The organism is Bacillus sp. ISL-45 (assembly GCF_018613195.1).
Lineage (GTDB): Bacteria > Bacillota > Bacilli > Bacillales > Cytobacillaceae > Mesobacillus.
Genome location: NZ_JAGGQQ010000006.1, coordinates 39,460 through 64,171, shown reverse-complemented (window position 1 = coordinate 64,171; position 24,712 = coordinate 39,460). Strand labels below are relative to the sequence as shown.

The following is a 24,712-nucleotide window of genomic DNA, read 5'->3' as shown; positions in this document are numbered from 1 at the left end:
ATTTCTTTATAGAACACCCATCTCGGTTTCTGTAACTCTATAAATCTCTTCAATCCGCTTGCCCCTTGCACGGGAGAGGATTTCCATCCGGACAGAAAGCTGTTTCATTGTAAAATTCATTGTATCTTCGATCTGATTTCCGAAAGTACTTACATCCTTCCCCTTGAATCCCTCCTGGTTCAAACGGATGGCAAGCGGGGTCAATTCCTGCATTTTACCTTCAACAAACTCGTATAAATGTGGATGCTCACAAATCAATCTTGCAGCAGGAAGGTCCCATAGCCAATATGCCTGGATTCATCTCTTTTCAAATTCCCAATCCCCCTGAGCAGTCCTGGCATCAAACCGAGTGTTTCAAGATTTTGATAGAATGAGTAGTAGCCTGTTTCAGCAAGGACTCCCTCAACGAACATATTGTAAACAGTCGCTGCTTCGGCAATAGCTTCAGGTGATTGGTCTAAAAGCAACCTGTCCATCGCAGTCGGCAGGATTTCATAAAAAATCGTTTTATACGTAGCTGTATGGTGTCCTGATAGGTCACCTGTTTCACCCAGCGCATTCAGGACAAGCCGGAAGAACTCTGTATGCTTGGCTTCTTCAAATAAGAAGGTGGTTAAAAACATTTCCTCCTCCAGCCTGTTTTCCTTAGCAATGGCCATGATCAGCGGCAGCAAATCGAGGGTAACGGCTTCCTCACCAGCCTGGAACTGTGAAATCAGGCGCAGAATATCATTTTGCTGTTCGGCGTCAAGCTGCCTCCAGTCTTGTTGGTCCTGGGTAAAATCAATGTCAGCAGGGTTCCAGATGCCGAATTTCTTCGCTTTTTGATAGAGACGGAATGGGAATGAGTCCGTCTGCAACCCCCGCTTGCTGGTTGTTAATATTGTTCTTTGTTCCACTTGCACTCCTCCTCGGTAAATCGCTTATTTTGTGATGATAGTAGCAGTTGTTTCTCTTAGACGGGTCTTGAGGATCTTGCCGACTCCGTTCCGTGGCATAGCTTCCATAAAAACAATCCGCTTCGGTGTTTTGTTTTTGGCCAGATTGTCCTGGCAGTAAAGGATCAGTTCTTCTTCTGTTGGTGATGCGCCCGCATTTTTCACGACACATGCAACAATTTCCTCGCCCATCATTTCGTCAGGTATACCGACAACCGCGGCTTCCGAGACAGACTCATGGGCGTTCAGCAGCTCTTCAATGTCACGAGGATATACATTGAAGCCGCCCCTGATCACCAAATCCTTTTTTCTGTCGACAATATAGAGATAGCCTTCGTTATCAACTCTGGCCATATCACCGGTGAAAAGCCAGCCTTCCTTGATTACCTTGTTTGTTTCTTCACTATTCTGGTAGTATCCCCGGGTAACATTGTCACCTGAGACAATCAATTCGCCAACCTTTCCTGCAGGGACTTCACTTCCCTGATCATCAACAATTTTTATGTTGACCCCTGGAATCGGTATTCCGACTGAACCTGGTTTTATTTCAATTTTTTTATTATGCGCTGTTACGATTGGGGCTGCTTCTGATAATCCATAACCCTCAAATACTTTCGCGCCGAACTTCTGGGTAAAACCGTTCAGGAGCGCGATAGGCAGCGGTGCGGACCCTGAGCCAATCCACTCAAGGGAGGATGTATCATATTGGTCGGCTTTTGGGCTGCCAACCATTGCATGAATCATAGCAGGGACTGCGGAGAAAGCTTTTACTTTATAAGTCTCAATAGCTTTGAAAATTTCTTCTGGATCAAACCGGGCGAAAACAACAACTGAACTTCCCGTTATATAGCACGTATTCGATATGGTAAGACCATATACATGCGCTAACGGAAGGACGCCAATCGTAACGCCTCTTTCGGTTTCATTATGGGCTGCGGAGTTGACTGCATTGGTGTAGAGATTTTTGTGGGTCAATAGAACGCCTTTCGGATTTCCAGTCGTTCCTGAGGTATATAAAATCACGGCGGTTTCGTTTTCGTCAGAATCATCCTCGGAGTCAGCTGATTCCGAAGACATCAGATCATAGAGGTTTAAAAAATCATTACTACCAGGAAGATCTGTAACGACCAGGGTTGGTTTGACTTCCAGGGCTTCTAACGCCTTTTTCAAATTTTCTGCTGTATAGGAAGAGGCAATGACAACTTTGGCTTCACAATTTTTAATGATGTACTGAATTTCTTTCGGATGAAGGGTGAACATAATTGGAACAATGATGGCACCGCTTCTGGTAATGCCCTGATAGGAAAATATCACTTCTGGGTTATTTGGCATACAGACGACAATTCGGTCGCCTTTTCCCACTCCGAGCTTTTGGAGACCATTCGCTATCCGGTCAGCGTACTGCCTCGTTTCAATGTTTGTATATTGCAGGTCTTTATAATAGATAAATGGATATTCCCCGTATTTACTGATATTATTTTCAAGCAGCTCTTTCAGCTTCATTTAATCCTCTCCTGTTAAAAGTATAAGAAGCCTTGGCAACTATCAGATCAGCTTATAAGAAACAATTGAATCCTGTACCTCTTTCATCACCTCATTTCGGGATTCCATCAAATCCAGATGCCCCTGTATTTGTGAGAGCCCAAGAAAAACGATTTCCCCCTTCAAGTGCGGGTAGACCTCCTGGCAAATCTCGAAAACTTTTTTATCACGCTCATTTAAAACCTGAAGTATTTGCTGACAGCGTGCATCCTGCTGAGCCAATCTTTTACCAATGAGCTCAATGTGCTGTGTGAAGGGAAGTCCATGTCCTGAATAACATCTTCCCAGGTTTCTCCCCTTTGACCGAATCAGGGATTCCCTGTATTGAATCAATGGAGACGGACGATGCTTTCCCCCTGGTACCGGAGGCTCAATAAAGGCGTTGACGGCCAGCTCGGGAATGATATGGTCACCGACAAATGTAATCCCCTGCTCCTCATCAATCAGAAGGATATCTGTCTGGCTATGTCCGGGAACATGCAACACACTGTAGGGTCTTCCTCCTATGTGTACTTCATCGCCTTCATTGACATATTGGACATTCTGCCAGATTTCTTCTTTGTATTTCCGTGCATGCTGATGAACAGTAGGGTCAGCACCACATTCCTTTAGAAAATCACTAAAAAACTGATTGATTCTATTAAACTCTGGTTCTCCTCCAGTGATCACTGGCCTTGCAAGCTCATGTACATACACGGGAAGGCTCGCTTCCTGCTGGATCAGGCTGACTCCTCCACAATGGTCCGTATGCATATGGGTCACGATTATATGGTCAAAGTCTTTAAAACTGAGATTATGCTCTCTTAATTGTGATTTCAGCTGGTAAAAGGATTTCTCGCCTGGATTGCCTGTATCTATAAGTGTTGCTGTTTCACCAAGAACGGCATACACTACCACGATCCCTTCAGAAAAAGGCGAATCCAGCGTAAGAGGTATAATTGTTTGGATAGGTCATCGCCCCTTTCTACTAGAATCTTGAATCAGCTCTGAGAACTGTTTCTAGGATACTACCTTTGCCGGAGCCCCAGTGAAAAGTCCAACAGCATTTCCGCCGAGCATCTTATCAATTTGCGTTTCTGACACTCCATTTTCTCTAAGCTGTGGCAAGATATTGTTGAAAATATGGCCTGGCTGCCAGTTTTCCATAATCTTCGCGGCCTGCTCCGGCATAACAGGCGGGCGGCCGAGCCAGATATTCACGGTATCATGTGCAAGTAAAATTTGATCTTCGTACCCTTCAGTCAGTAATGCCAGCAGAGTCTGTACCCGTTCATGGTCAAAAGGTGCACCTACCATACCCTGGATGCCGAAACGGTCCAGGCCAATCCGGACGCCTTGGTCCAGAACCTGTTTATGATATTCGGGGTCGGTATTTCCACACATATGGCCGATGATGATTTTTCCAGGATCTGCTCCGTGTTCAATCAGTAACCTTACTTGTTCAGGACCCATTGTTCCTTCCTGGGTGTGGGTGAGGATTACTGCGCCTGTTTCCTGTTGTACACGGGCGCCCGCGCGGAAAAACATCTTTTCATACTCTGTGATTTCACCTTTGCTGGACGCCAGTTTGATCACTCCAGGCTTAATGCCCGAACCTGAGATACCTTCGGTGAACTCTTTCTTGAACATTTGATAGATTTCTTCCTCCGCGGTGCCCAATGCCTGCCTGAACTTGAAATAAGGGGTTGCTCCTTCCCCTTCGTAATAATAGCCAGTGGCACAAATAATCTGGAGACCGGTAGCTTCCGAGACTTTCTTTAAAAACTCTGGATTTCTTCCACATTCATTTGGGGTCGGATCCACGACTGTCTTTACCCCAAAGCTCTGCATGTACCTGGCAATGTTGATTGCCTCTTCGAGAGCTGATTCTTCATTAAATCCACCCAATGTCACATCACCCTGGAAGCCAGGATACCCAAAGATAAAGTGCTCATGAATAAGCGTCTTCTCCAATTGCTCCGCTTTAATAGGACCAGTTACCGTATTAATACTTGCCATTCAGCACACCCCTTATTAAGGTTTTAGAATCAGTTTTCCCTTCGTCTGCCGTGATTGCAAAAGGCGATGGACTTCTGCTGCCTGCTCAAGCGAATAAACGCCTCCAATTGTCAGTTTTAATTGGCCCTTCGATAAATATCCAAGCATTTCAGCCATACTTGATTGGATCAGCGCCGGCTTTCTCATGATTTGCGGCAGGAAAAACCCGATGACTGACTGGTTTCTGGCCATTAAGGATGATGGATAAAAGCGGCTCTGCTCCCCGCTGGCAACTCCATAGATAACCAGCCGACCGAACGTGGCAAGGCATTTCAACGTTTTATTGAAAATTTCCCCTCCTGCCATTTCTAGGGCAACATCCACACCTTTACCGCCGGTTGCTTCCAAAACCTTTTCTTCCCATCCCTGTTCAGTGTAATTGACAAGTACATCAGCTCCCATTTCAGCGGCTAAAGAGAGTTTATCATCAGTGCTAGCGGTTGCTATTACTTTGCTTGCACCTGATAGCTTTGCTAATTGGACAGCCAAAGTGCCTACTCCTCCAGCTGCTGCATGGACTAGCACTGTTTCACCTTTTTCCAGCCGTCCCATCGTTTTCAGTATGTGATATGCGCTTAGACCTTGAAGCGGGAGAGCGACTGCCTGTTCAAATTCCATATGGTCCTGCAAAGGAATGAGCCCGCGGCTGTCAGCAAGGGCAAATTCAGCGTAACCTCCAGATTCGATTAAGGTAACAACGCGGTCGCCGGCCTGAACATTTGTTACGGATTCTCCTGTTTCAACTACAATTCCCGCAATTTCTGCTCCAGGTATAAACGGCAGTTTAGTAGGAATGACATACAGTCCTTCTCTTCTTGCTGTGTCCGCATAATTGACTCCGATCGCATGGATTTCAATTAATACTTGATGATCTGTAGGTACTGGTCTTTCCATCTCTGCCAATAGGAGAACCTCCGGACCGCCATATTCTTTCAGTTGGATTGCTTTCATGAATTGCCTCCTTAGTTGCCTGTAAATTTTGGTTTTCTTTTTTCCTTGAAGGCTGCAATGCCTTCTTGATGGTCTTCAGTTGATACCATCATGGTCTGTGTGATACGTTCCTGCTCAAGAATTTCTTCCAGAGTTGCTGTCATTGAATGGTCAACCAGCTTCTTGATCATCCCATATGTTCTGGTCGGCCCATTTGCCAGCTGAGTGGCAAGCTTCAGTGTTTCTTCCTGTAAAGTTGTTACAGGTTTGAGATAGTTAATTACGCCCAACTGGTATAATCGCTCTGCCGGAATTGGTTCTGCAGTGAACATGAATTGTTTTGCCAGATGCGGTCCAACTAGTCTTGGGACAAAATAGGAACCACCGCCGTCAGAGACGAGGCCAACCTGCGAGAAGCTCAGCGCAAATTTACTGTCATCGGCAGCGACAATCAAGTCACAAGCAAGGGCAAGGTTGAATCCTGCACCCGCAGCAAAACCATGAACTGCTGCAATGATTGGCTTCTCTGTAGCTTTCATGGCAAGAATACACTCATTCAGCCTTCCGATATGGTCATATACGCCTGTCGCTTGTGCCTCGCCCATTGTTTTTACATCGCCGCCAGCACTGAACGACCGGCCGGCACCGGACAAAACGATTACCTTTACCTCTGGGTTGTTCTGTGCCTCTCTTAATTCCTCCGTCAGTGTAAGAATCATTTCCGGGCTGAAGGAATTCAAGCTTTCTGGTCTGTTTAAGGTCAAGGAAAGTACTGCCCCATTTTTGTTGATGATTAAATGGTCACTCGTCTTAACATTCGTCATAGCGTTCACCCTTTCTCAGATTTTAATAGAATCATAAACCTATTTAATCAACCAGCCGCCATCAACGAGAATGTCTGAACCCGTCATGTAAGAAGCTTCACTTGATGCGACAAAAGCAATCACATTCGCGATTTCATCGGGATTGCCAGCTCGCCTTAGAGCTGTATTTCTTCTGATTGCTTTAACAAATTGTTCATTCTTCATCCCCTTCTCAGTCAGGGGAGTTTCCACAAAACCAGGTGATACTGAATTGACTCTTATCCCGTAAGGAGACAATTCCAATGCCATTGATTTTGTAAAATTGATGACACCAGCTTTAGCAGCACTGTAATGGGGGATATGCGCACCTGCCTGGTGTCCGGATAAACTGGCTACATTGACGATTGAACGGTTTTGAGAAAAATCTCCCTCCTTCTCTGAACTTTTTGCCATGAGCTTCCCAAGCGTTTTCGAGACCAGGAAAACACTTTTTAAATTCGTATTTTGTACAAAGTCCCAATCACTGGCTGAGGTGTCCATGATTTTTGAGTGGACAGAACCTCCAGCATTATTCACAAGGACATGCAGGTCGCCAAATTGCTCCTCCATGTAATATGCTAACTCGCTGACATCATCTTCATCTGTTACGTCAGCAGGAAAGATTTCAGCCCTAGGAAGCTCATGCAATTCATTTATTTCTTTTGCTGCCATCTCAAGCTTAGATTTCGTCCGCCCAACCAATATTACTTTTGCCCCTTCACTGGCAAACCGAGCGGCTGTCGCTTTTCCGATTCCGCTCCCCGCTCCTGTAACAAGAACCACTGTTTCTTGGAATCTCACTCCGACACCTCCTGTATATACGGAATATTCAGTTATTTATGCGGGCAGCAAATAGCTTTTCAGCCCTTCTTTTAGCAATTCGGGTAAAACCTGACTCTGTTGATTTGTAAAATCATAATACACAATGATTGCATTGCCCTTTGCAATCAACTGCTGCGTCTGCGTGCAGACAATGTCATGTTCTAGCTGGAAGCTTTTCGAACCAATTCTTGATACAAATGTTTTTACCGTCAACAGCTGGTCGAAATACCCCTGGCTGACAAAATCACATTTGGTGGAAGCTAAAATGAATTTCCAGTCGTTCAATTCCATGCGGTAGCCCAATGTTTCAAAAAAGCGGATCCTTGCCTCCTCCAGATAGACAAAATAACTGGTATTGTTAATATGTCCTAGCGCGTCCGTCTCGCCAAATCGTGCCTGTACCTGGATTTCCTGCATTTGTCTCCCCACTTTCTATTCGGAATTTCTTCGTACTAACCGGTTGGTATGTAAAAAATAAAGAAAGAGGCTTGGCTTTCATAAGCCTCTCCCTACATATTTCTTCAATTGACTTCGATTCCCTTCAGGATCATTTCGACAAAAATCTCGGCCACTTCCCGGTCAGATACCTTTCCCATTGGATTGAACCACTGGTAGCTCCAGTTTGCGGCACCAAGTATGCCAAAGGTGACGATGATGGGATTCAAATCTTTTCGGAACTCGCCGCTGTCAATTCCTTCGCGAATCAGCCGTTCCACATTCGATCTGAATTGATCACGCTTTGCGACAATCTGTGCCAGCCTGTCATCACTTAAGTGACGCATTTCCCTGAAAAAGATTTTTGCGGATGCCCCTTTTGACTTAATGCTGCTGATCAGCATATAAACGATGTCAAACAATTTTTGCTTGCTTGTCGACTGTTCTAAAAGAATTTCTTCCTGACGGCTTAATAACTCGTCAATATATCTGAGATGTATATCCATCAGTAATTCTTCTTTGCTGGAAAAGTAATAATAAAACGAACCTTTAGTCACCCCTAGTGAGTCGACAATATCCTGGATTGAAGTCTCACTGAAACCTTTTACCTCGAATAATCTTATGCTATGTGCGGTAATTTTTTCTTTCACTTTGCTGTCCTCGCAATCCTACTAGTCTGCACAGAAATTATACCATATTTTACCCCCTGTCCCATTACGGAGAAAGTATTTATTTACTCCTTACTTCTTCCCTTAGTGCTCTTCGCAAAATCTTGCCCACACTTGTCTTCGGCAGCTGTTCACGGAATTCGACGACGTTTGGTACCTTGTAGGCAGCCATATTCTGTCGGCAGAACTCCTTGATCTGTGCTTCATCGGCTTCCTTTCCTGCTTTTAGGACGATCACTGCTTTGACTGCTTCGCCGCGGTATTCATCCGGTATGCCGATGACAACGGCTTCCTGGACAGACGGATGTTCATACAATACTTCCTCAATATCACGTGGATAAATATTGTAACCGCTCGCGATGATCATGTCTTTTTTTCGGTCGACAATATATAAATATCCTTCTTCATCAACTTTTGCAATATCTCCTGTATAAAGCCATCCATCCCTCAATGTGTTTGCTGTCTCCTCTGGCATATTCCAGTAGCCTTTCATAACCTGCGGGCCTTTAATGATTACTTCACCCAGCTCTCCAGCTGGAACTTCTTCTTTTCCTGTTGCCAGGTCGACGACTCTGTATTCTGTTGATGGCATGCCGATGCCGACACTTCCGGGTTTTCTTTCAGCAAAGCTTGGATTGCAATGGGTAGTTGGCGATGCTTCCGAAAGGCCATAGCCTTCAAGGATCTTTGAACCAGTTTTTCTCTCAAATTCTTTTAGGAGTTCTACTGGCATTGGCGCACTCCCGCTGTTGCATATTTCTATGCTGCCGATTCCATACTCCTCCGCTTTCGGATGGTTCGTAATCGCGACATACATCGTCGGAACCCCAGGGAACATCGTTGGCTGTTCATTTTTTATCGTATTCAGGACTTCTTCCAGGTCAAAGCGAGGCAATAAAATGATCTCTGCGCCTGTATAGATTGATAGGTTCATGCAGGCTGTCATCCCAAATACATGGAACAGGGGGATGACCGTCAACGAACGCTCAACACCAGGTTTGATATCATTCTTGAAAAATTCATGGGATTGCAGTACATTGGCCAGAAGGTTTCGATGAGTTAGCATCGCACCTTTGGATCGTCCTGTTGTGCCGCCCGTGTACTGGAGCACGGCAACATCCTCAAGAGGATTAACATCGACCACGGATGTCCTGCCGCTGCTTTCTGATAAAAACACTTCAAATTTTGTGTCTGGTGCAAAAGTATGCTCAGAAGGCTGCAGGCTGACAACTATGATATTTCTAAGTTTAGTAGAAGCCTCAACACTTTTCACTTTGGCATAGAGCGCATCAAACACTACAATTGTTTCCGCTCCTGAGTCATTAAGGATATATTCAAGCTCACGTTCAACGGACATTGGATTCACCTGTGTAACGATCGCACCTGCAGTCAATATGCCAAAATAGGAAATGACATATTGAGGACAATTCGGGAGCATGATAGCCACCCGGTCTCCAGCCTCTACTCCTCTGTTTTGCAGTGCTGATGCAAAATGCATCACATTCTGGGACAACTGTTCATATGTGATTTTTCTGCCATAGAAGGATAAGGCATTGTTAAGAGGATACTTCTCTGCTGATTCTCGAAGCATTTGCGGCAAAGATTTTTCAGGAATTGTGATAGTGGATGCAATGGAGTCAGGATACTTGGAAAGCCAGACATTGTTCTCGCTCATTTGATTTCCCCCATTCTAAATTTTACTTAATTGTATATGGCTAAAATGTCAGTCCACCGCCGTCGACTGACAATGTCGCACCAGTAATAAAAGAAGCTTCATCAGAGGCGAGGAACAGGACGGCATTAGCGACCTCCTCGGGTGTTCCAATTCTCCCCAAGGCATTTGCTCTCGAAATGATCGGCCACTTCCGCTCATCATTTTTCCAGCCATCTATAATCTGGGTATCGATGACACCCGGGGCTATTGCATTTACACGGATATAATCCCTGCCGTATTCCAATGCTGCATTTTTGGTCAGAAGGATAACGCCAGCCTTGGATGCGTTGTAAGCGGCAAGATATTTTTGCCCCTTTATTCCAAGCAAGCTAGAGGTGTTGATGATCGCTCCTCCACCAGCCTTTTTCAGTTCAGGAACAGCATGTTTTATGCCGAGGAAAACACTTTTAAGATTAATATCTATAATTCTGTCCCAATCGTCTTCAGCGAGATCAACACTTTTAACATCCGGATTGCCTATGCCTGCGTTATTAAAGAGAATATCCAGTTTTCCGTATGCTTCAACAGTTGCTGAAACGAGATCTTTCACCTGTTTGGAATCGCTTACATTTGTTTCGATAAAAAGAGCCTTGCCCCCCTGTTGTTCAATAAGCTGGGCTGTCTCTCTGCCGCCATCACAATTCACATCTGCGATTACCAGCTGGGCTCCTTCAGCGGCAAAGCGACGTGCGGCTGCACGGCCAATTCCACTGGCACCGCCAGTAATGATCGCTGTCTTGTCTCCTAATCTCATTTTATTCCCCCTAAAGCTTTCTACTAACCGGTCGGTATGTATTATAAACTTTATTATAACGTTTATATTGAAATATTCAACTATTAGTCTAAATATTCTAAAAAATCTAGAAAAAGTTGAGAAACTCGAGGAGGTGGAAGCTTGAGCCAAACACTGATCGGGGGTGTGAAGTTTATGCTGATTAAATAACAAAAAACCCTAAGGATTCTTAGGGCGCGAGCGATTTATACATTTATTTTAACAGCTTTTGTTGCGACAAAACATTTAATATATTCATCTAGTGGCCTTCTGCCGCCAAAATCGTCTTCATACAATCCAGTGATGACGAATCCGGCATCAATTTGGCCCTGAATTTGGTCCTCTAATGTATGGCCGAATTCAACCGTTTGATCAGAGTTCATATACTCGTCCTTTTCTTCATCTGTCAGGTGATCAAGAGATGAGGTTGGAACCTTATTTTTCACCACCAGGTTCCCTTTCATGTCTTCTTCATCATCGAAAATAAATAAGAGAGGATTCGTGAAGCCCGATATAAGTGTCCCTTTATCTTTCAATACTCTTGACGCTTCCCTCCAAACTTGTGAGATGTCTTCGACGAATAGATTTGCCACTGGATGGATGATCAAGTCAAATTCTTCATCACTGAACGCCGAAAGATCCGTCATGCTGCATTGTAGTGTAATTAATTGCAGTCCATCTCTTTTGGCGACAAACTCATCCCTCTCCAGCTGTTTTTGGGAGATATCAACAACTGTTACATCGGCTCCCGCTGCCGCCAGAACGGGCCCCTGCTGTCCTCCGCCAGAAGCAAGACAAAGAACTTTTAATCCTGCCAGTGATTGTGGAAACCAGCTTCTAGGAACTGGTTTTCCAGTCGTCACTGTGATTTCCCATCCACCCGCTTTGCTTTTTTCAATCACTTCTCTTGAAACCGCTTTAGTATAAACAGCTTCACTTTCAACCTTCTTGTCCCATGCAAGACTATTTTGTTTCACAGCATCCATTTCATTCATCCTAACTATATTAATCTATTATTTTTTATCAGCAGCAAATTTTAAAATATGTTCATACAGCTCGTGCCAATCATGGTAATATTCGGAAATCTGATCTTGATCGACAAAGATTCTTTTTGAGGACTCATAGCCTGCTTCAAATTCATGAATTTCCGTTATATCCATCTTGTAAAACACTTGAAATCCAACTTTAGGGTAAGGGCTATCATTCATTCCATTGCAAGTTTTCGCTATGATCGACTATGATGGAACCTAAAAATATGCAATCACCTGTAACATAAGCCTCTTCCATAGTCTCTCTCTTAAAGCATTCCTCAGCTGATTCACCTGCCTCAATATGACCGCCAGTCATATCCCATCCGCGATGATTCAAGCTTACCAGTAACACTTTTTCATTGTGAAAACAGAACCCGTGAACACTGCTTATCAAATCCCTCGGCGGAAGATGAGTATCTGTCTGCCAGCTTAACTTTACTCTGCCATTGTTCCAGTTTACATATGTAGTGACCATCCATAATCCCCCTTGCTGCTATAAGTTCACCTCCTTTTCCAATTGTAACCAAAATATGAAGTGCTTGACAAGGCCATAAAAAAGCATTGGCAAATACGCCAATGCTTCAATGTAATATTAAAGTGTTAATCCAGCTCACATTATCAAGTAGTAAATTTATAGATTGTCAGCTTTTTTGCCTGATCCTTTCTACTACTGTACCGATTTCATCAGGTTTGGCAAATTCAACAGGAGAGAACCCTTTTTCAAAGGTAATGGTATCTGCTTCAATCATAATGACATACTTCCCATTCACCTTTGCAAGATGGATACTGTCTCCATAATCAGCCAGCAATCCTTTTACCGAAATGTGGTCGAGCTTCATTTTAAGCTCCAATTCAGGAGTATGCTCGATAAGCTGTGCAGCTGCTTCAATGACCTGATCGGGCTCGAATCGTTCCTGGAGCTCGCGTTTGTCGCTGGCTGCCCAGATTTCCATGGCGTTCTCAAGCTGCTCCCGCTCCTCGCTTTCTGGTTCAAAGGTTTCCTCCATATGCCCGCGGACCATCTCAATGACCTGAGTCTTTACGATTTCCGGCATCGACTGGCCATACTCAACATATTTCAGGAAGTCCTCAAAATAACGAGCATGTGAGGACTGGTTAATTTTTAGTTCATTATCCTGGATCATTCCCTCTTCCGGCATATAGGGATACTGTATGGATTTCATGTTTTTAGTTGTAATCGCCATTTCAACCTGCCGGATCAAGGTCGATTCATCAGAAATTGAGGCAACCTTTGGTTCAAAATCACATTTCAGGATAAACACAAATGCATCGTCAAAAAACTTGCGAAGCTTAGCTCTCGCAACAATGAATGCCCCGCCTCTTACTGCGCTTGTATCAACGTATGCTATTGCAAACTTTTCGCTCTCTTGCTGGAAGTCTTCCTTTGATTCAGCAAATCGCACACGATGGAAAAGATTGTAGTTTGGGTTGGAGGTTAAATCATGCCCTTCCTCTACGATGAAGTATCCGAGCTTAGTAGGAACTTCATCTGTTTTTGGATGGCGTTCCACCTTCCGTTTGACTATTTTGGCAAACTCGCCATCAAGAAAATCCTTAAGGTGACTGGATTCATATTCTTCCTCATTCAATGTCTGGAAATGTTTATATCTTTTATCTGCCTGCTCGCCTTTGCCTTCAACCTGAACAACGTAAAATGATAAGTATTGAACTTCGAATTCCATGGTAAAACTCCCTGCTGACTTATTTAATGATTCCTTTTAATAAGCATATATACTTTGAGTAGGAAATCAGGTCTAACCTGTAAGCGCGAAAATACAGCATCTCTTGCAAGATGCTGTACTTGTCGATTAATTCAACAATACAAATTCTGTTTTGCTTCCGGTTTGTGTTGATATGACCTCAAGTCTTGCATCAATCCGCTCTTTTAATTCCGGTACGTGAGAAATGATGCCGACAAGCCGGCCGCTGCTCTGAATATCGATTAATGCTTCTATGGCCTGGTCTAGGGACTCTGGATCAAGGGTTCCGAAGCCTTCATCGATGAACATTGTCTCTAATGAAACTCCACCTGCGTAATTCTGGACAACATCGGCCAGTCCCAGCGCCAGTGACAGCGCCGCCTTGAAGCTTTCTCCCCCAGACAATGTTTTTACATGCCGTTCCTGTCCGGTATAGGCATCCAGAACCAAAAGTTCCAATCCGCTTTGTACATTGCCTTTTGAACGATCAGTTTTTCGCAATAAGCGGTATCGTCCGCTCGTCATCTTGTTGAGCCTTAGATTTGCCTCAGCCAGTATATCATCTAGGAACGCCGCCAGGACATAACGTTCGAAGGTAATCCTGTAAGTGTTCTGGCCTTTTGAAATTTCGAATAAATGGCCGACCAGCTTGTATTTTTCCTCGAGAACCTTCATCTGCTCATTCAGATTATCTACCTGATCCAAGATGGACTGATTATCGCGTTTTTTAAGGTTTAAATCCTGGTATGCTTCATCAGTCTCCTTAATCATATTATTTAGTTGTGCGAAGTCTGCTTGAAGTGTTTCCATATCAGGTTTTTTAATGTCTTTCAGTAGGTCAGACAACTCTGCGAAACGGTCCGTTACAGACCTGACCTCTTCACGATAATTCATGATATCTGCATCTAGCTGCTGAATAGACTTTTCGGATAGTTTGGCCTGGTGATATGCCTGATAGTTTTCGAACCCCTGGGCTGTCAAATTGTTTCTGAAAGTTTCCCGTTCTTCAGCCAATTTGGATTCTATTTCCTTTAACCTCTTTTCAGCTTCTTCACCGCGTGCTTTTTCAGTCCCCAGCAGCTCTTTTGCATCCTGATAGTTCTTGCGGGCCTGCTCAAATTGTTCATCAAGCTGCTTTTGCAAGAGACCAGCTGATTTCAGTTTTGACTCGAATACCTGAAGTGAACGAAGCTGTTCGGGTATTTTTTCTTTCATTCTCTCAAGTGTAGTCTTTTTTTCGGTAAATTGGATCATCAGGCTGGAATAGAGTTCATCTATAGCTTTCAGCTGCTTATTCAGCCTTTCTCTGTCATCTTCAAACCTTTTGATTTCAGATTTGATTTTTTCCAGGCCTTTTAACTTCACCGAGTGTTGATTCTGCTCATATTGCAGTTTTTCAACGTCACTTTGAGTCAGCAGTACCGTGTCAGCTAACTGGCCGGCGACAAAGTCAGAGCGGAATTTGACGATTTCAGCAACCATTTCCTCTCCGCTTTCAATCATTGACCTAAGGGTCGTATCAGCCTCGATAAAAGACTTTTCAGCAGCGCTCTTCTCTCTTTCAACACCAGTGATCTGCACCCGTGCAGCTTTTAGATCTTCTTCGGTCGGAATAAAACCTTCAGTTGCTTTCGCGGGTTCAGGATGTTGCTCTGATCCGCAAACAGGGCAAGCACTGCCATCATGCAGTGAGGCAGCCAAAACTGCAGCCTGCGAATGAAGCCATTTTTGTTCAAGCTCTTCCACTGTGGTTTTGGCATCATTCAGTCTGGATACAGCCTGGTCAAAAATGCCTTTCCGTGCTTCAAAGCTTGTTCGTGCTTGTTTAACTTTCTGATTATGATTGCCAAGCCTATTCAACTTGTCCAATTCAAGGAGCAGTTTTTCCAATTTCCGGTCATTCTCCAGATAAGTGATCTGCGCCTTTTCGGCATCTTCTTTTTCTGTAAGCAAGACTTTAAGTCTCTCCTCAGAGGACTTAAGCTGGGATTCATTGTTCTCCCGGTTCTTTACCGATGATTCCAGTGCTTGCTTTAGTTCAGCAAACTGTGAAGCTATGCTGGCGAATACATGGACATCTTCCTTCATATTTTCAAGCCTGTTAACCTGTTCAGCAGCTGCTTTCCGCTCTGGTTCCCGATCAATTTGTTTCTGGTGGTCTTTTTCTGCTGCTGTGAGTCTGACTGTTAACTGTTCAATTCGTTTTGTGATCACATTTACCTGGTTTGTTATACTTTCCAGGTCGGCCTTAAGTCGGTGGCAAAGCTGTTCCTGAGCTTCTAGAAGAGCTGCTTTTTTTGCAAGTACTGTTTGTTTTTCTTTTTCCGCAAAAAGATCCTTTTGGCCTTCAAGCTTTTCCTTTGTCATCTTAAGGGTTTCTAGTGATTGTATTTGTTTTAAAGTTGCTTCCGCTTCGAACAAACGCTGCTGCATTTTATCGCGTTCAAGCTGAAGCTTTTCACGGTCCCTGTTTAGCTTTTCAAGTTTTATTTCCATTGCCCCAATTTCTTCTTTTAAAAGCGGGAGGATCCGTACATCATTTGTACTGCCGGATTCTACATACTCCTTCAGTTCCTCATTTTCCACAGCTTTTATGCTGCGAAGTGCTGAATTCCTTTTTTCAACCTGGTCCTCGACCGATTTTTTCAGCACAGTGGCTTCTTCCTTAAGCTTTTCCTCTACTCTTTTATAGATTTCCGTATGGAATAGTCTTTGCAGGATGACTTCCTTTTCCTTACTGTCGGAAGTTAAAAGCTTTCGGAATTCCCCCTGGGGAATCATCAGGATCTGCCGGAATTGATTGCTGTCGATGATCATGATCTCCTTGATCTTTTCATCCACTTCGCGAACATTTGAAGCAAGCAGCTGCAGTTCTCCGTTTTCGTCGATCAGATAAAATTCTGCCTTTGCACCAACATTTGTTGTTCCTTCACCAGACTTCTTTTTCCTCTCCTGCTGCGGAGACCTTGTAATCCGGTATGTCTTTTGACGTAATGAAAATTCAAGAGTAACTTCAGTCAATAACTCATCTTCAGCAAATTGGCTCCGCAGATCGGGGCCATTACGGTCCTCACCGCTTGCCTTGCCATAAATCGCGTAACTGATGCCGTCAAAAATGGTTGTCTTTCCTGATCCAGTTTTACCCGAAATGACAAACATTGTCCTGTTCTCAAGCTGCTTGAAATCTATCGTTTCCGTACCGGCATATGGCCCGAAAGCCTGCATCGTCAGTTTCAGAGGTTTCATTTTTGACCCTCCTCCCTCAATACTTTGCCAATCACATCTGTAATGACGCCGCGTTTATCTTCTGAGAATTCGCTTGTTGTCATTTCCTTGTAAAACTGTTCGAAAAGCTCAAGCTCCGTCTTTTTCTCTTCCCTGATGGAGCTGAAGTGCTGCTTTTGCTTCTGATCTATAGATTCGATTTTACGCTCAAGATGGAGGACATTCGGAAAGACCTGGCGGAGTTTGCCCATTGGGTCGATTATGGCCCCGTCATCTAGCAAAGTTACTTTTAAATAATCACTCGTATTTTCTTTTTCATAAAAGGATGGATCCAAAAGCTGTTCAAGATGGCCCTCCAATTCACGCATATCCTGCTTCGGTTTCAGGGTCTTGTAGCGCATGTCAAAACTGCCGTTTTCATTCATTTCAATGATTGAAATCGATTTGCGCTGTTTTGCTTCCGAAAATGAATATTTTAACAGGGATCCAGAGTATTTTATTTTTTCATGCTTGATTGCGTCTGGGCTGTGAAGATGCCCTAATGCAGTAAAGGCGAATGGGTCAAAAAGGTCCTGGGTGACACAGCCTGAACCGCCAACCGACAAGGTACGCTCCGAATCACACGAGTCACCGCCAAGCACAAAAGCATGTCCAACAAAAACGTTTACTTCGTCAGGATTCAGGTTTTCTTCAATTTTGCCAATCACTGCTTTCATCGCATCCTGATGGGAATGAATCGAAGAATCGTCAAGCAAATGGCGGACGACGCCAGGTTCAGCATAAGGAATCAGGTGAAAATTGACCCCGTTAATATGTACAGGCCTAAAGTCGTTCGTCAATTTACCGGTAAGGTAAAAATGGTTATGGCGGTACCATGAACTCCCAAAGGACAGCCGTTCTGCACTGTCGTGATTTCCTGCAATCGCGACAATCGGCGTGTTCAATTCCACGTTGATCCTGAAGAGTACTTCATCAAGAAGTTCCACAGCATCTGTCGGCGGTACAGACCTGTCATAAAGATCTCCTGCAATTACAACAGCATCAGGCTTTTCGTCGGCGACAAGGTCTACAAATTGATTCAATACCTCTCGCTGATCTGCAGTCATGTACATACCGTGTACAAGCTTTCCAAGATGCCAGTCACCTGTATGGATAAATTTCATGCCAATCCCCCCTGTTTTTTAAGGCTCTTTTCTCAAACTTTGTTGCTATTGACTACAAAATAGGATTGAATCACCTAAGTTTCATCACATAATTAACGCTTTATTATGAGAAAAGAGCTTGCAAACTTAGTACCGACTTACAAAATGGCTTTTATCACGTTAAAATCGCCTACAGGATTTTAACAACAATTTTTACGAAAACAGCCTTTTTTAAAGTTCATCTATTTTAATTTTTGCTAAAAGCGTTTTTGACAATGCTACTATTATATCAAACTCAAAAATTTAATGGGTGCTCAAAAAAAGGAAAGATTCAGGGAACGTTTGTTCTAATCCTATCAGACACCCTCTTGAAAATCTACCTGATTTTTCCTTCACTATTGTCTATTGAATTAACATTTACTAATTATATTTGAAATTTGACTTTTAAGTGCTTGTTTTTCACAATAGAGTTATGACTAATCAATAAAGCAGGGATTATGAATGGAACCAAAAACTGAGGCGTTATATAAGTTTCTTGTCGACAATGCGAGCCATTTTACAGAGGATTGGCTTAAACGCCAGCGGATTATTAAGGGATCGGATTATTCTGCTGACGCGCCGCCAGAAGTTATGAACAGGGTGAAGGAGCAGAATTCAAATTATGTTCGCCTTGTGGCCAAATCACTTTATCAGACTGAGGAAGAGATGAAGGAAACCATTTCGGCCTGGACGAGCCAGACTGCAGCTGACCGGATAAAATCTAAAACGGACCTGACAGAAGTGGCGTGGAATTCAGGCGTATTCCGTCGTGTTTACTGGGAATATGTTCAAAAATTCGTAAAACAGACTGACATGGAGATCACACTGGACGACGTTTTTACATGGGAAGAAAAAATCAATTACACTCTTGATTACGTATTTGAAACATTTATTATTGTTTTCATGGATATCCTTATGAATCGATTAGCCTCTCAAGCAACTTTAATTAAGGAATTAAGCGCACCAGTAATTAGTCTGACAAAGGAAGTCGGGCTTCTGCCATTGATAGGTGAAATCGATACAACGAGAGCAAAGGGCTTGATGGAATCAACGCTTACACAAAGTATCGATGCGAGAATCAATACCTTGATAGTTGATCTTTCAGGAGTCGTGATGGTTGATACGATGGTAGCCCATCAAATCTTCAAACTGATGGACGCCTTAAAGCTGCTGGGCGTTCTAACCATTGTTACAGGTATCCGGCCGGAGGTTGCACAAACAGCAGTTCAGCTGGGAATAGATTTTTCAGATATTATTACAGAAGGCAATCTGCAGAATGTAATTAAAAGGCTGTTTTCGTAAAGATTGTTGTTAATATCCTAAAGCCGATTTTAACGTAATATAAGTCTATTTTGCAGGTCGGTATTAAGTTTGGATGCTCTTTTCTCACAAAAAAGTCAGCTTTACGAAGAAAAATAGGTCATTCAATCCTATTTTGTAGTCAATAGCAACAAAGTTTTAGAAATGAGCCAATTAAGAAAATCATCCAAAGTTAAAACCCGCTAGCGATTACTAGCAGGTTTCTTATTCTTAAGATGAGCATCCTCCGCCACAGCTTGAACAGCTGCTGGAAGAACAGCTGTGTCCGCTGCCATCATTATGGGAATCATGTGTATCTCCTGAACCGCAAAAAACAGCACTGCAGCCCGATGTTCCATGTGCCTGGTGTGAATACGCATAAGCTTGTGCATGGTCCCAGTATTCATCAAAGTAATAATATGAATAAAACACCATTACCAGGCTTAAACCTGATAGGTCACCAAAAAGTCCTGGCCTTTCAAAAGACCCTTTTCTATCAACATGGTATATTTCTTGGGCTTTTCTTAGTTGAGACCTCAGCTGTTTGGTTAAATAATCAACCAATTCCTGATTATCCTCGGTGACCTTGAAAAATTGCCGCTTCAGCTCATCGTCACTAAGTGAACCGATTTTTTGGAGTACCTGCTGATCCAATGGATAATGGAAAAAGTCTCCCCATGTCTGCCATGTGTATTCAGTTATTTCAAATAGCTGAGCAAACACCCAATCAAAGAACGCCCTTTGCTGGGGTGCTGGTTCAGGCTCGAGGTTGGGCGTATGATGAAGCATTCTGCCAAGATATTTTTCAGAAAATGATTCATATTGCTTCGTGAAAATCAGCATCTCATGCCACACCTCATCGACTTCGCTGCTGAACATTGGAGTGCTTTTCATAACCGAATTGAGGAAGAAATATCGTTTTAATTCAAGTAGGCGCCACTCAAACTCATCATCGGAAATTTGGGGATGGTCACTTAAATATCGAAGTTTTACTTGATTGATATACTCGTAAGGAAGTGCGTTTTCTAATTTATTTAGGATAGCAGAAGCCGGCACATCATCCAGCAAGCCGAGACGACCCGGTATATTCTCCTTCAATAAAACTTTCTTTTTGCTTCCATTGCCCGAAAAATAAGCTATGGCAAAGAGAACCCCTGCACCCGCCGCAATCGCTAAGAAGATACCCAACATCAAACACCTCGCCTTGTGGAATAGTTGTTAAGGATATTACGGTTTACATCATGGAAAGGTTTCGGAATTATTGAAATTTTGGCAAATAAAAAGCCCAGCCAGTTGGCTGAGCTAAAAATTAGAATTAGAATGATAGTTTAGTAACGATTATCGTTTTGTAACGTTAGCAGCTTGCGGTCCGCGAGCACCTTCCACAACCTCGAAAGATACTTCCTGGCCTTCTTCTAATGTTTTGAAACCTTCTGTTTGAATAGCAGAGTAATGTACGAATACGTCATTGCCGTCTTCAGCTTCGATGAAACCAAATCCTTTTTCTGCATTGAACCATTTAACCTTACCGTTTTTCATGTGACAAATCCTCCTAGATCGGCCGAACAAGCCATGATTAAAATTTAGCAAATCACAACGACTAGTTCCTCATACATGACCTATTCAAACGTCTGAAAACATTAGAATAAGCAAATTGCAAAGTGCCTAATACGTGTGCAATCAGCTAATTTCAATATAGCAACGATGGATTTTAATGTCAACAAAAGACAAACCTGACAAATTCTTGTTTATAGTCCCTTATTTCTGGCAGAAGATTTCTGCTGAGAAATGTAGAAAAAAACCAATACCACCCCAAATCGGTGGACGGAGAATGTTAGCTGTTTTCTATTATATTGCTGAAGCGGATATGGAAGGTTGTCCCTGTGCCAACCTGGCTCTTGACCTCTACCTTACCTCTCATTGCACGGATTATGCTGAAAGTCACCATCATGCCAAGACCGGTTCCTTGCTGCCCTTTTGTCGTGTAGTATGGTTCTCCCAGGCGGGCAATCTGTTCTTCAGTCATCCCGAGGCCTGTATCTCTCACAAGGATATGGATCACAGTTCCGGTGCGGAAGGTTTGGACGATTAGTTCCCCGCCGTTTGGCATAGACTCCAAACCGTTCTTGATCAGGTTGATGAATCCTTGCTTGAATTTGGAACGATCTCCTGATATGACTAATCCCGGACTATACTTTTTTATTATTTTCACACCATTAAGGTTAGCCAATGGATTTAGTACATTAAGAACCTGATTCAATTCCTTATCGACTTCGATTTGCTCTTCCTTTTCAAAAGCAGGTCTTGCAAAAGTAAGATAGTCATTAATGACCTCTTCAGCACGATTCAATTCCTGTACGGCAATATCGATGAATTCCTTTTTCTTTTCATCAGGATAACCTTTCTCACCGAGAAGTTGAAGGAATCCTTTTACAGTTGTAAGTGGATTACGGATTTCATGAGAAATAGCCGCACTTAAATGGCTGACGGCTTCAATTTTATCGGCCTTAGCTAGTCTTTGCCGGATAATGAATGTTTGACGAATAGTCTCTATTGAATAGCTGATTAGACCTGAAGTCAGGGCAGGAATCAAAATGAAACTAATCCAGGCTTCCGGATGTCTGACTGGTTCGCTGACTACGGCGACCATCTGCATTAGCAGAAAAGAAGTGATTACGGTCAATAAAACCGAAATACCTACTCTGCTGTTCAGAGTAAGCCTATTGAACCAGGGATGAATCCATTTGAGAAGGATGGCAAGCACTGCAAAGACCCCCACCGAGACCCAGAACCCATCGTTTATGCCTAAAAAACCTCTCATAAGGATTGTGACGCCTGCAAGCAGAAAACTATATCCAGTATAGAGACTTCCAAGAATCATCGGCACTTGTCGAAGGTCAAAGCGAATGCCATCCTGGACTTGTACCGAAAAAATATAACAGGTAAAAATCGATATAATAAAATAGAATAATTGATATCTTTCTCGGCTCTCTTCCTTCACTTGCCTTTCAATGATTAACTGTGTAAAAAACAAAAGGACAAGAAGAAGTGAGAGATTCATTAATAAATGCTTTGTAATTTCCACTGTAACACCACCATTTATACTCACTAAGATAGTATTATAATCCAGTGCGCAGCGCAAATTTTATCCAATTTCACCTTTCTATTCCATGCCTTTTGTTTTATATTTGAAAAAAGAGAGGTGTTTCATATGTTAATGTGGTTAATCATTGTTTTACTTTTGTTCATACTCATTGATGTTGTTAGACTGCATAAGAAGATTGATAGGTTGAATGCTCATCTAAACCCAGTGCTACCACCACCAACGGATGAGGAAATCGAAATGGTGCTAACTTCAAAGAATACAAACTATGAAAAGTAAATGGCTCCCATATGGAATACTTCTCATCGCGATATTGCTGATTTTCACAATAGATAGATACCGGACGCTTATGCAGGAACAGGAAAAAGAACCGTCTTACAGTATTCCAGAAGCAGTAATCACCGTTGGAGACCAGGAAGTTATATATAAATCAGGTACATTTGCCTGGGTAGAAAAAGGCACCGGACCTGTCATCGACCAGGATGAGCCGCCAATCCTGTTCCATGATCAGCTGCCTGTCAGTGTGAAGCCGTTCAGCGAAATGAAGATTACTTTTCCTGAAAAGGCGGGAATAGACAACATATCCGTTTACCGCTCAGAGGGACAAGGAGATTTGGAGATGGGGAATCTTCCGCTGGAAACAGTTTTTGATGATACCTATACTTTTAACAATGTGGCTGGCCAAAGTACCGTAATCATCCAGGCCTCCAGTGGAGATCAAGTCTATCATTATGCTTTTCCATTAATCATTGAAAAAGTGGTTGCTTATCAGGCACAACTTGCCGAAGAACCAGGCTACTTGGCTGTACTTGAACTGTATAAACCAGAAGCGCTGCAGGAAAATTGGGCTCTCGAACAGGTAAATAACAAATATGTACACAAGGCACATTCTTTGAAGATTAACAACCTTGAGGAAGCACGCCAGCAATTCCCTGATTTAAAAATCGATTCGCTGCCGTATTACGCCATTTTCAATCATGAAAGACTGCTTTACGAGGCATATAATCGAGATGATTTCTTCAAAATGCTGAAGATCGCGTCACCATAGGAAAGCTGGGTTCTAGCTAAAATAGAAAACGCCACCCATAAAGGATGACGGTCAGTTTTTCGGGTATTCCCGCAGTTAGTGTCCGTCATAACCCTGATGACGGACATTTTTACCTTTTTCCATCCGATAGTGTTCGTTACTTTCTCTTACGCCTTTTATTCTTAAAAAAATGAAGTATTTCCACTAGCAATAGTAGTAAGGTAATGTAGCAAAGGTAAGCATAAATTACGCCAAGTAACAGGTTGAGCGGCCATTTTTTGCTCCACAACCTGTGAGCGATCAGCGTCCGCTTCCCCATCGCCTTCTTTATGGGAACGGTGAGGTAAAATAACAAGGCGTACAACAGGCCGATTAAAAAGCTGTAGTCAAATTCTTCGTCAGCAGTGTCAGCCTGATCGGATTCTTGTTTTGATTCACGCTGTTGGTCTGTTACTTTGGTATCTTCTTTCCTGTCTTCAGGCTGACTATCTTGTTGATTTTCTTCACTGTCATTTTTAGGTTGCTGCTCTTGGCTGGTATGATCATCTTGGTTTTTTGGTTGCTCTTGTGATTGTTCATTTCCCTCTTCTGGACCATCTGTAGCTGCATATATGCCTTTTCCACTATCTTCTGCATAATCCATCGCAGACCAGATTCGATTTTCATACTTATAACTGCCATAATCGTAAAAGTCTTCGACCAGTCCTGCCTTCGTGATTTCCTCCTGATGCAGCTTGTCTCCTGCCCAAACCCATGCTAGAAGTCGATCATATTTATCGAAAAGGCTCCCGCCATCCGTCTCAAGTTTAATTTTTCCCTGCTTTAAAAAGGAACATGTATACTGTGCCGCTTCAGGTCCGAATGGTTCCTTCGTCCTTGTACTTTCAGGAGTGTCAATATAGAGAAAACGTGTTTTATAGTCTTTGCCGTTCATCGTAAACACAGCCGTATCGCCGTCTATGCAATCAGACAATTCTGCTTCATACATTTTTCCAAGCTGCAATTTGCCGGTAGAAACTTCAGCTTTAGGCATTTCGCCTGCAGCCTGATTGGATTCAGAAGCATCATTCCCTGCCCCTGAGAAAGTATTCCCCTCCAAATCTACTTTTTCCTCATTGAGTCCGGCTGCACAATCAGAATTACTGTTATACTGATGAATCAATCGGATAAGCTCGCCGATATTGTCTGCGCTTTTCGCAATCGACGTTGGCTCATGAAGGATATATACGCAATCTGCATTGCGGAAATGGCCGCCAAGTTCATCCCGTGAGCCATTATGCGCCGAGGCAAGGATTGGTAAAATAAAAAATGCCATCAGGATGGCAAGTATCACACTAAAGTTTTTTATGTAATTCACAGCTGCTCCCCCTTTTACCCCTCCTACTATACCAAAAAAACAGCCTCCCGTGGAAGCTGCTTGAAGTC

At 43.1% G+C, this 24,712-nt stretch carries 20 protein-coding genes and 2 pseudogenes; 2 read left to right on the top strand and 20 right to left on the bottom strand.

Annotated features, from left to right (window positions below; translation table 11 throughout):
* Positions 1–6: 6 nt before the first annotated feature.
* From J7E35_RS08495 to J7E35_RS08420, 16 genes and pseudogenes are all read right to left on the bottom strand, one after another.
* Positions 7–899, bottom strand: a pseudogene (locus tag J7E35_RS08495) (R2-like ligand-binding oxidase).
* Between the two features lie 24 nt (positions 900–923).
* Positions 924–2,441, bottom strand: coding sequence for a class I adenylate-forming enzyme family protein (locus J7E35_RS08490; protein ID WP_214778852.1), 1,518 nt, complete (start codon positions 2,439–2,441; stop codon positions 924–926).
* Positions 2,442–2,483: 42 nt separating this feature from the next.
* Positions 2,484–3,377: an MBL fold metallo-hydrolase gene (locus tag J7E35_RS08485; protein ID WP_214778850.1), complete on the bottom strand. Its 894-nt coding sequence runs from the start codon at positions 3,375–3,377 to the stop codon at positions 2,484–2,486.
* A 102-nt stretch (positions 3,378–3,479) separates the two neighbouring features.
* Complete coding sequence (locus J7E35_RS08480; protein ID WP_214778848.1) at positions 3,480–4,478, bottom strand: phosphotriesterase family protein; 999 nt, start codon at positions 4,476–4,478, stop codon at positions 3,480–3,482.
* A 15-nt stretch (positions 4,479–4,493) separates the two neighbouring features.
* Positions 4,494–5,468, bottom strand: coding sequence for a quinone oxidoreductase family protein (locus J7E35_RS08475; RefSeq protein WP_214778846.1), 975 nt, complete (start codon positions 5,466–5,468; stop codon positions 4,494–4,496).
* 11 nt (positions 5,469–5,479) lie between these two features.
* The gene (locus J7E35_RS08470) at positions 5,480–6,271 is read right to left on the bottom strand and encodes an enoyl-CoA hydratase/isomerase family protein (protein ID WP_214778844.1); all 792 of its coding nucleotides are present in this window, start codon (positions 6,269–6,271) and stop codon (positions 5,480–5,482) included.
* 39 nt (positions 6,272–6,310) lie between these two features.
* Positions 6,311–7,090, bottom strand: a complete 780-nt coding sequence (locus J7E35_RS08465; RefSeq protein WP_214778842.1) for an SDR family NAD(P)-dependent oxidoreductase — start codon at positions 7,088–7,090, stop codon at positions 6,311–6,313.
* 36 nt (positions 7,091–7,126) lie between these two features.
* On the bottom strand, positions 7,127–7,528 hold the full coding sequence (locus J7E35_RS08460) for an acyl-CoA thioesterase (RefSeq protein WP_214778840.1): 402 nt from the start codon (positions 7,526–7,528) through the stop codon (positions 7,127–7,129).
* Positions 7,529–7,632: 104 nt separating this feature from the next.
* The gene (locus J7E35_RS08455; protein WP_214778839.1) at positions 7,633–8,196 is read right to left on the bottom strand and encodes a TetR/AcrR family transcriptional regulator; all 564 of its coding nucleotides are present in this window, start codon (positions 8,194–8,196) and stop codon (positions 7,633–7,635) included.
* A gap of 79 nt (positions 8,197–8,275) precedes the next feature.
* Positions 8,276–9,889 (bottom strand): long-chain-fatty-acid--CoA ligase, encoded by a 1,614-nt coding sequence (locus tag J7E35_RS08450; RefSeq protein WP_214778836.1) that lies wholly within the window; start codon positions 9,887–9,889, stop codon positions 8,276–8,278.
* 40 nt (positions 9,890–9,929) lie between these two features.
* Positions 9,930–10,682 (bottom strand): SDR family NAD(P)-dependent oxidoreductase, encoded by a 753-nt coding sequence (locus J7E35_RS08445; protein ID WP_214778834.1) that lies wholly within the window; start codon positions 10,680–10,682, stop codon positions 9,930–9,932.
* 224 nt (positions 10,683–10,906) lie between these two features.
* Complete coding sequence (locus J7E35_RS08440; RefSeq protein WP_214778832.1) at positions 10,907–11,686, bottom strand: class I SAM-dependent methyltransferase; 780 nt, start codon at positions 11,684–11,686, stop codon at positions 10,907–10,909.
* Between the two features lie 27 nt (positions 11,687–11,713).
* Positions 11,714–12,206 (bottom strand): annotated as a pseudogene (locus J7E35_RS08435) (NUDIX hydrolase).
* A 166-nt stretch (positions 12,207–12,372) separates the two neighbouring features.
* Complete coding sequence (locus tag J7E35_RS08430) at positions 12,373–13,434, bottom strand: DUF3900 domain-containing protein (protein WP_214778830.1); 1,062 nt, start codon at positions 13,432–13,434, stop codon at positions 12,373–12,375.
* A gap of 126 nt (positions 13,435–13,560) precedes the next feature.
* Positions 13,561–16,698 carry an AAA family ATPase gene (locus J7E35_RS08425; protein WP_214778828.1) on the bottom strand — a complete coding sequence of 1,046 codons (3,138 nt, stop codon included), beginning with the start codon at positions 16,696–16,698 and terminating at the stop codon, positions 13,561–13,563.
* Entirely contained in the window at positions 16,695–17,840 is a 1,146-nt protein-coding gene (locus J7E35_RS08420) for an exonuclease SbcCD subunit D (RefSeq protein WP_214778825.1), read from the bottom strand. Before J7E35_RS08420 ends, J7E35_RS08425 begins: the two co-directional genes overlap by 4 nt.
* 480 nt (positions 17,841–18,320) lie before the next feature.
* Here J7E35_RS08420 and J7E35_RS08415 point away from each other — a divergent pair, with 480 nt between their 5' ends.
* A complete protein-coding gene (locus J7E35_RS08415) occupies positions 18,321–19,160 on the top strand; it encodes an STAS domain-containing protein (protein ID WP_214778823.1) in 840 nt (279 codons plus the stop codon).
* 228 nt (positions 19,161–19,388) lie between these two features.
* On the opposite strand, the gene J7E35_RS08410 is transcribed toward J7E35_RS08415, so the two are convergent.
* From J7E35_RS08410 to J7E35_RS08400, 3 genes are all read right to left on the bottom strand, one after another.
* Positions 19,389–20,345: a glycine-rich domain-containing protein gene (locus J7E35_RS08410; protein WP_214778821.1), complete on the bottom strand. Its 957-nt coding sequence runs from the start codon at positions 20,343–20,345 to the stop codon at positions 19,389–19,391.
* 150 nt (positions 20,346–20,495) lie between these two features.
* Positions 20,496–20,696 (bottom strand): cold-shock protein, encoded by a 201-nt coding sequence (locus J7E35_RS08405; RefSeq protein WP_214778819.1) that lies wholly within the window; start codon positions 20,694–20,696, stop codon positions 20,496–20,498.
* 295 nt (positions 20,697–20,991) lie between these two features.
* Positions 20,992–22,242, bottom strand: coding sequence for an ATP-binding protein (locus J7E35_RS08400; RefSeq protein WP_214778817.1), 1,251 nt, complete (start codon positions 22,240–22,242; stop codon positions 20,992–20,994).
* Between the two features lie 286 nt (positions 22,243–22,528).
* Here J7E35_RS08400 and J7E35_RS08395 point away from each other — a divergent pair, with 286 nt between their 5' ends.
* Positions 22,529–23,308 (top strand): hypothetical protein, encoded by a 780-nt coding sequence (locus tag J7E35_RS08395; protein WP_214778816.1) that lies wholly within the window; start codon positions 22,529–22,531, stop codon positions 23,306–23,308.
* A 136-nt stretch (positions 23,309–23,444) separates the two neighbouring features.
* Here J7E35_RS08395 and J7E35_RS23665 read toward each other — a convergent pair whose 3' ends face one another.
* Positions 23,445–24,644 (bottom strand): thermonuclease family protein, encoded by a 1,200-nt coding sequence (locus tag J7E35_RS23665; protein WP_214778814.1) that lies wholly within the window; start codon positions 24,642–24,644, stop codon positions 23,445–23,447.
* Positions 24,645–24,712 lie beyond the last annotated feature (68 nt).

Coding starts and splice junctions, on each gene's coding strand:
- J7E35_RS08440 (WP_214778832.1), bottom strand. CDS start 11,686: ATGGATGCTGTGAAACAAAATAGTCTTGCATGGGACAAGAAGGTTGAA.
- J7E35_RS08415 (WP_214778823.1), top strand. CDS start 18,321: ATGGAACCAAAAACTGAGGCGTTATATAAGTTTCTTGTCGACAATGCG.
- J7E35_RS08475 (WP_214778846.1), bottom strand. CDS start 5,468: ATGAAAGCAATCCAACTGAAAGAATATGGCGGTCCGGAGGTTCTCCTA.
- J7E35_RS08490 (WP_214778852.1), bottom strand. CDS start 2,441: ATGAAGCTGAAAGAGCTGCTTGAAAATAATATCAGTAAATACGGGGAA.
- J7E35_RS08420 (WP_214778825.1), bottom strand. CDS start 17,840: ATGAAATTTATCCATACAGGTGACTGGCATCTTGGAAAGCTTGTACAC.
- J7E35_RS08445 (WP_214778834.1), bottom strand. CDS start 10,682: ATGAGATTAGGAGACAAGACAGCGATCATTACTGGCGGTGCCAGTGGA.
- J7E35_RS08480 (WP_214778848.1), bottom strand. CDS start 4,478: ATGGCAAGTATTAATACGGTAACTGGTCCTATTAAAGCGGAGCAATTG.
- J7E35_RS08395 (WP_214778816.1), top strand. CDS start 22,529: ATGAAAAGTAAATGGCTCCCATATGGAATACTTCTCATCGCGATATTG.
- J7E35_RS08450 (WP_214778836.1), bottom strand. CDS start 9,889: ATGAGCGAGAACAATGTCTGGCTTTCCAAGTATCCTGACTCCATTGCA.
- J7E35_RS08460 (WP_214778840.1), bottom strand. CDS start 7,528: ATGCAGGAAATCCAGGTACAGGCACGATTTGGCGAGACGGACGCGCTA.
- J7E35_RS08425 (WP_214778828.1), bottom strand. CDS start 16,698: ATGAAACCTCTGAAACTGACGATGCAGGCTTTCGGGCCATATGCCGGT.
- J7E35_RS08405 (WP_214778819.1), bottom strand. CDS start 20,696: ATGAAAAACGGTAAGGTTAAATGGTTCAATGCAGAAAAAGGATTTGGT.
- J7E35_RS08430 (WP_214778830.1), bottom strand. CDS start 13,434: ATGGAATTCGAAGTTCAATACTTATCATTTTACGTTGTTCAGGTTGAA.
- J7E35_RS08470 (WP_214778844.1), bottom strand. CDS start 6,271: ATGACGAATGTTAAGACGAGTGACCATTTAATCATCAACAAAAATGGG.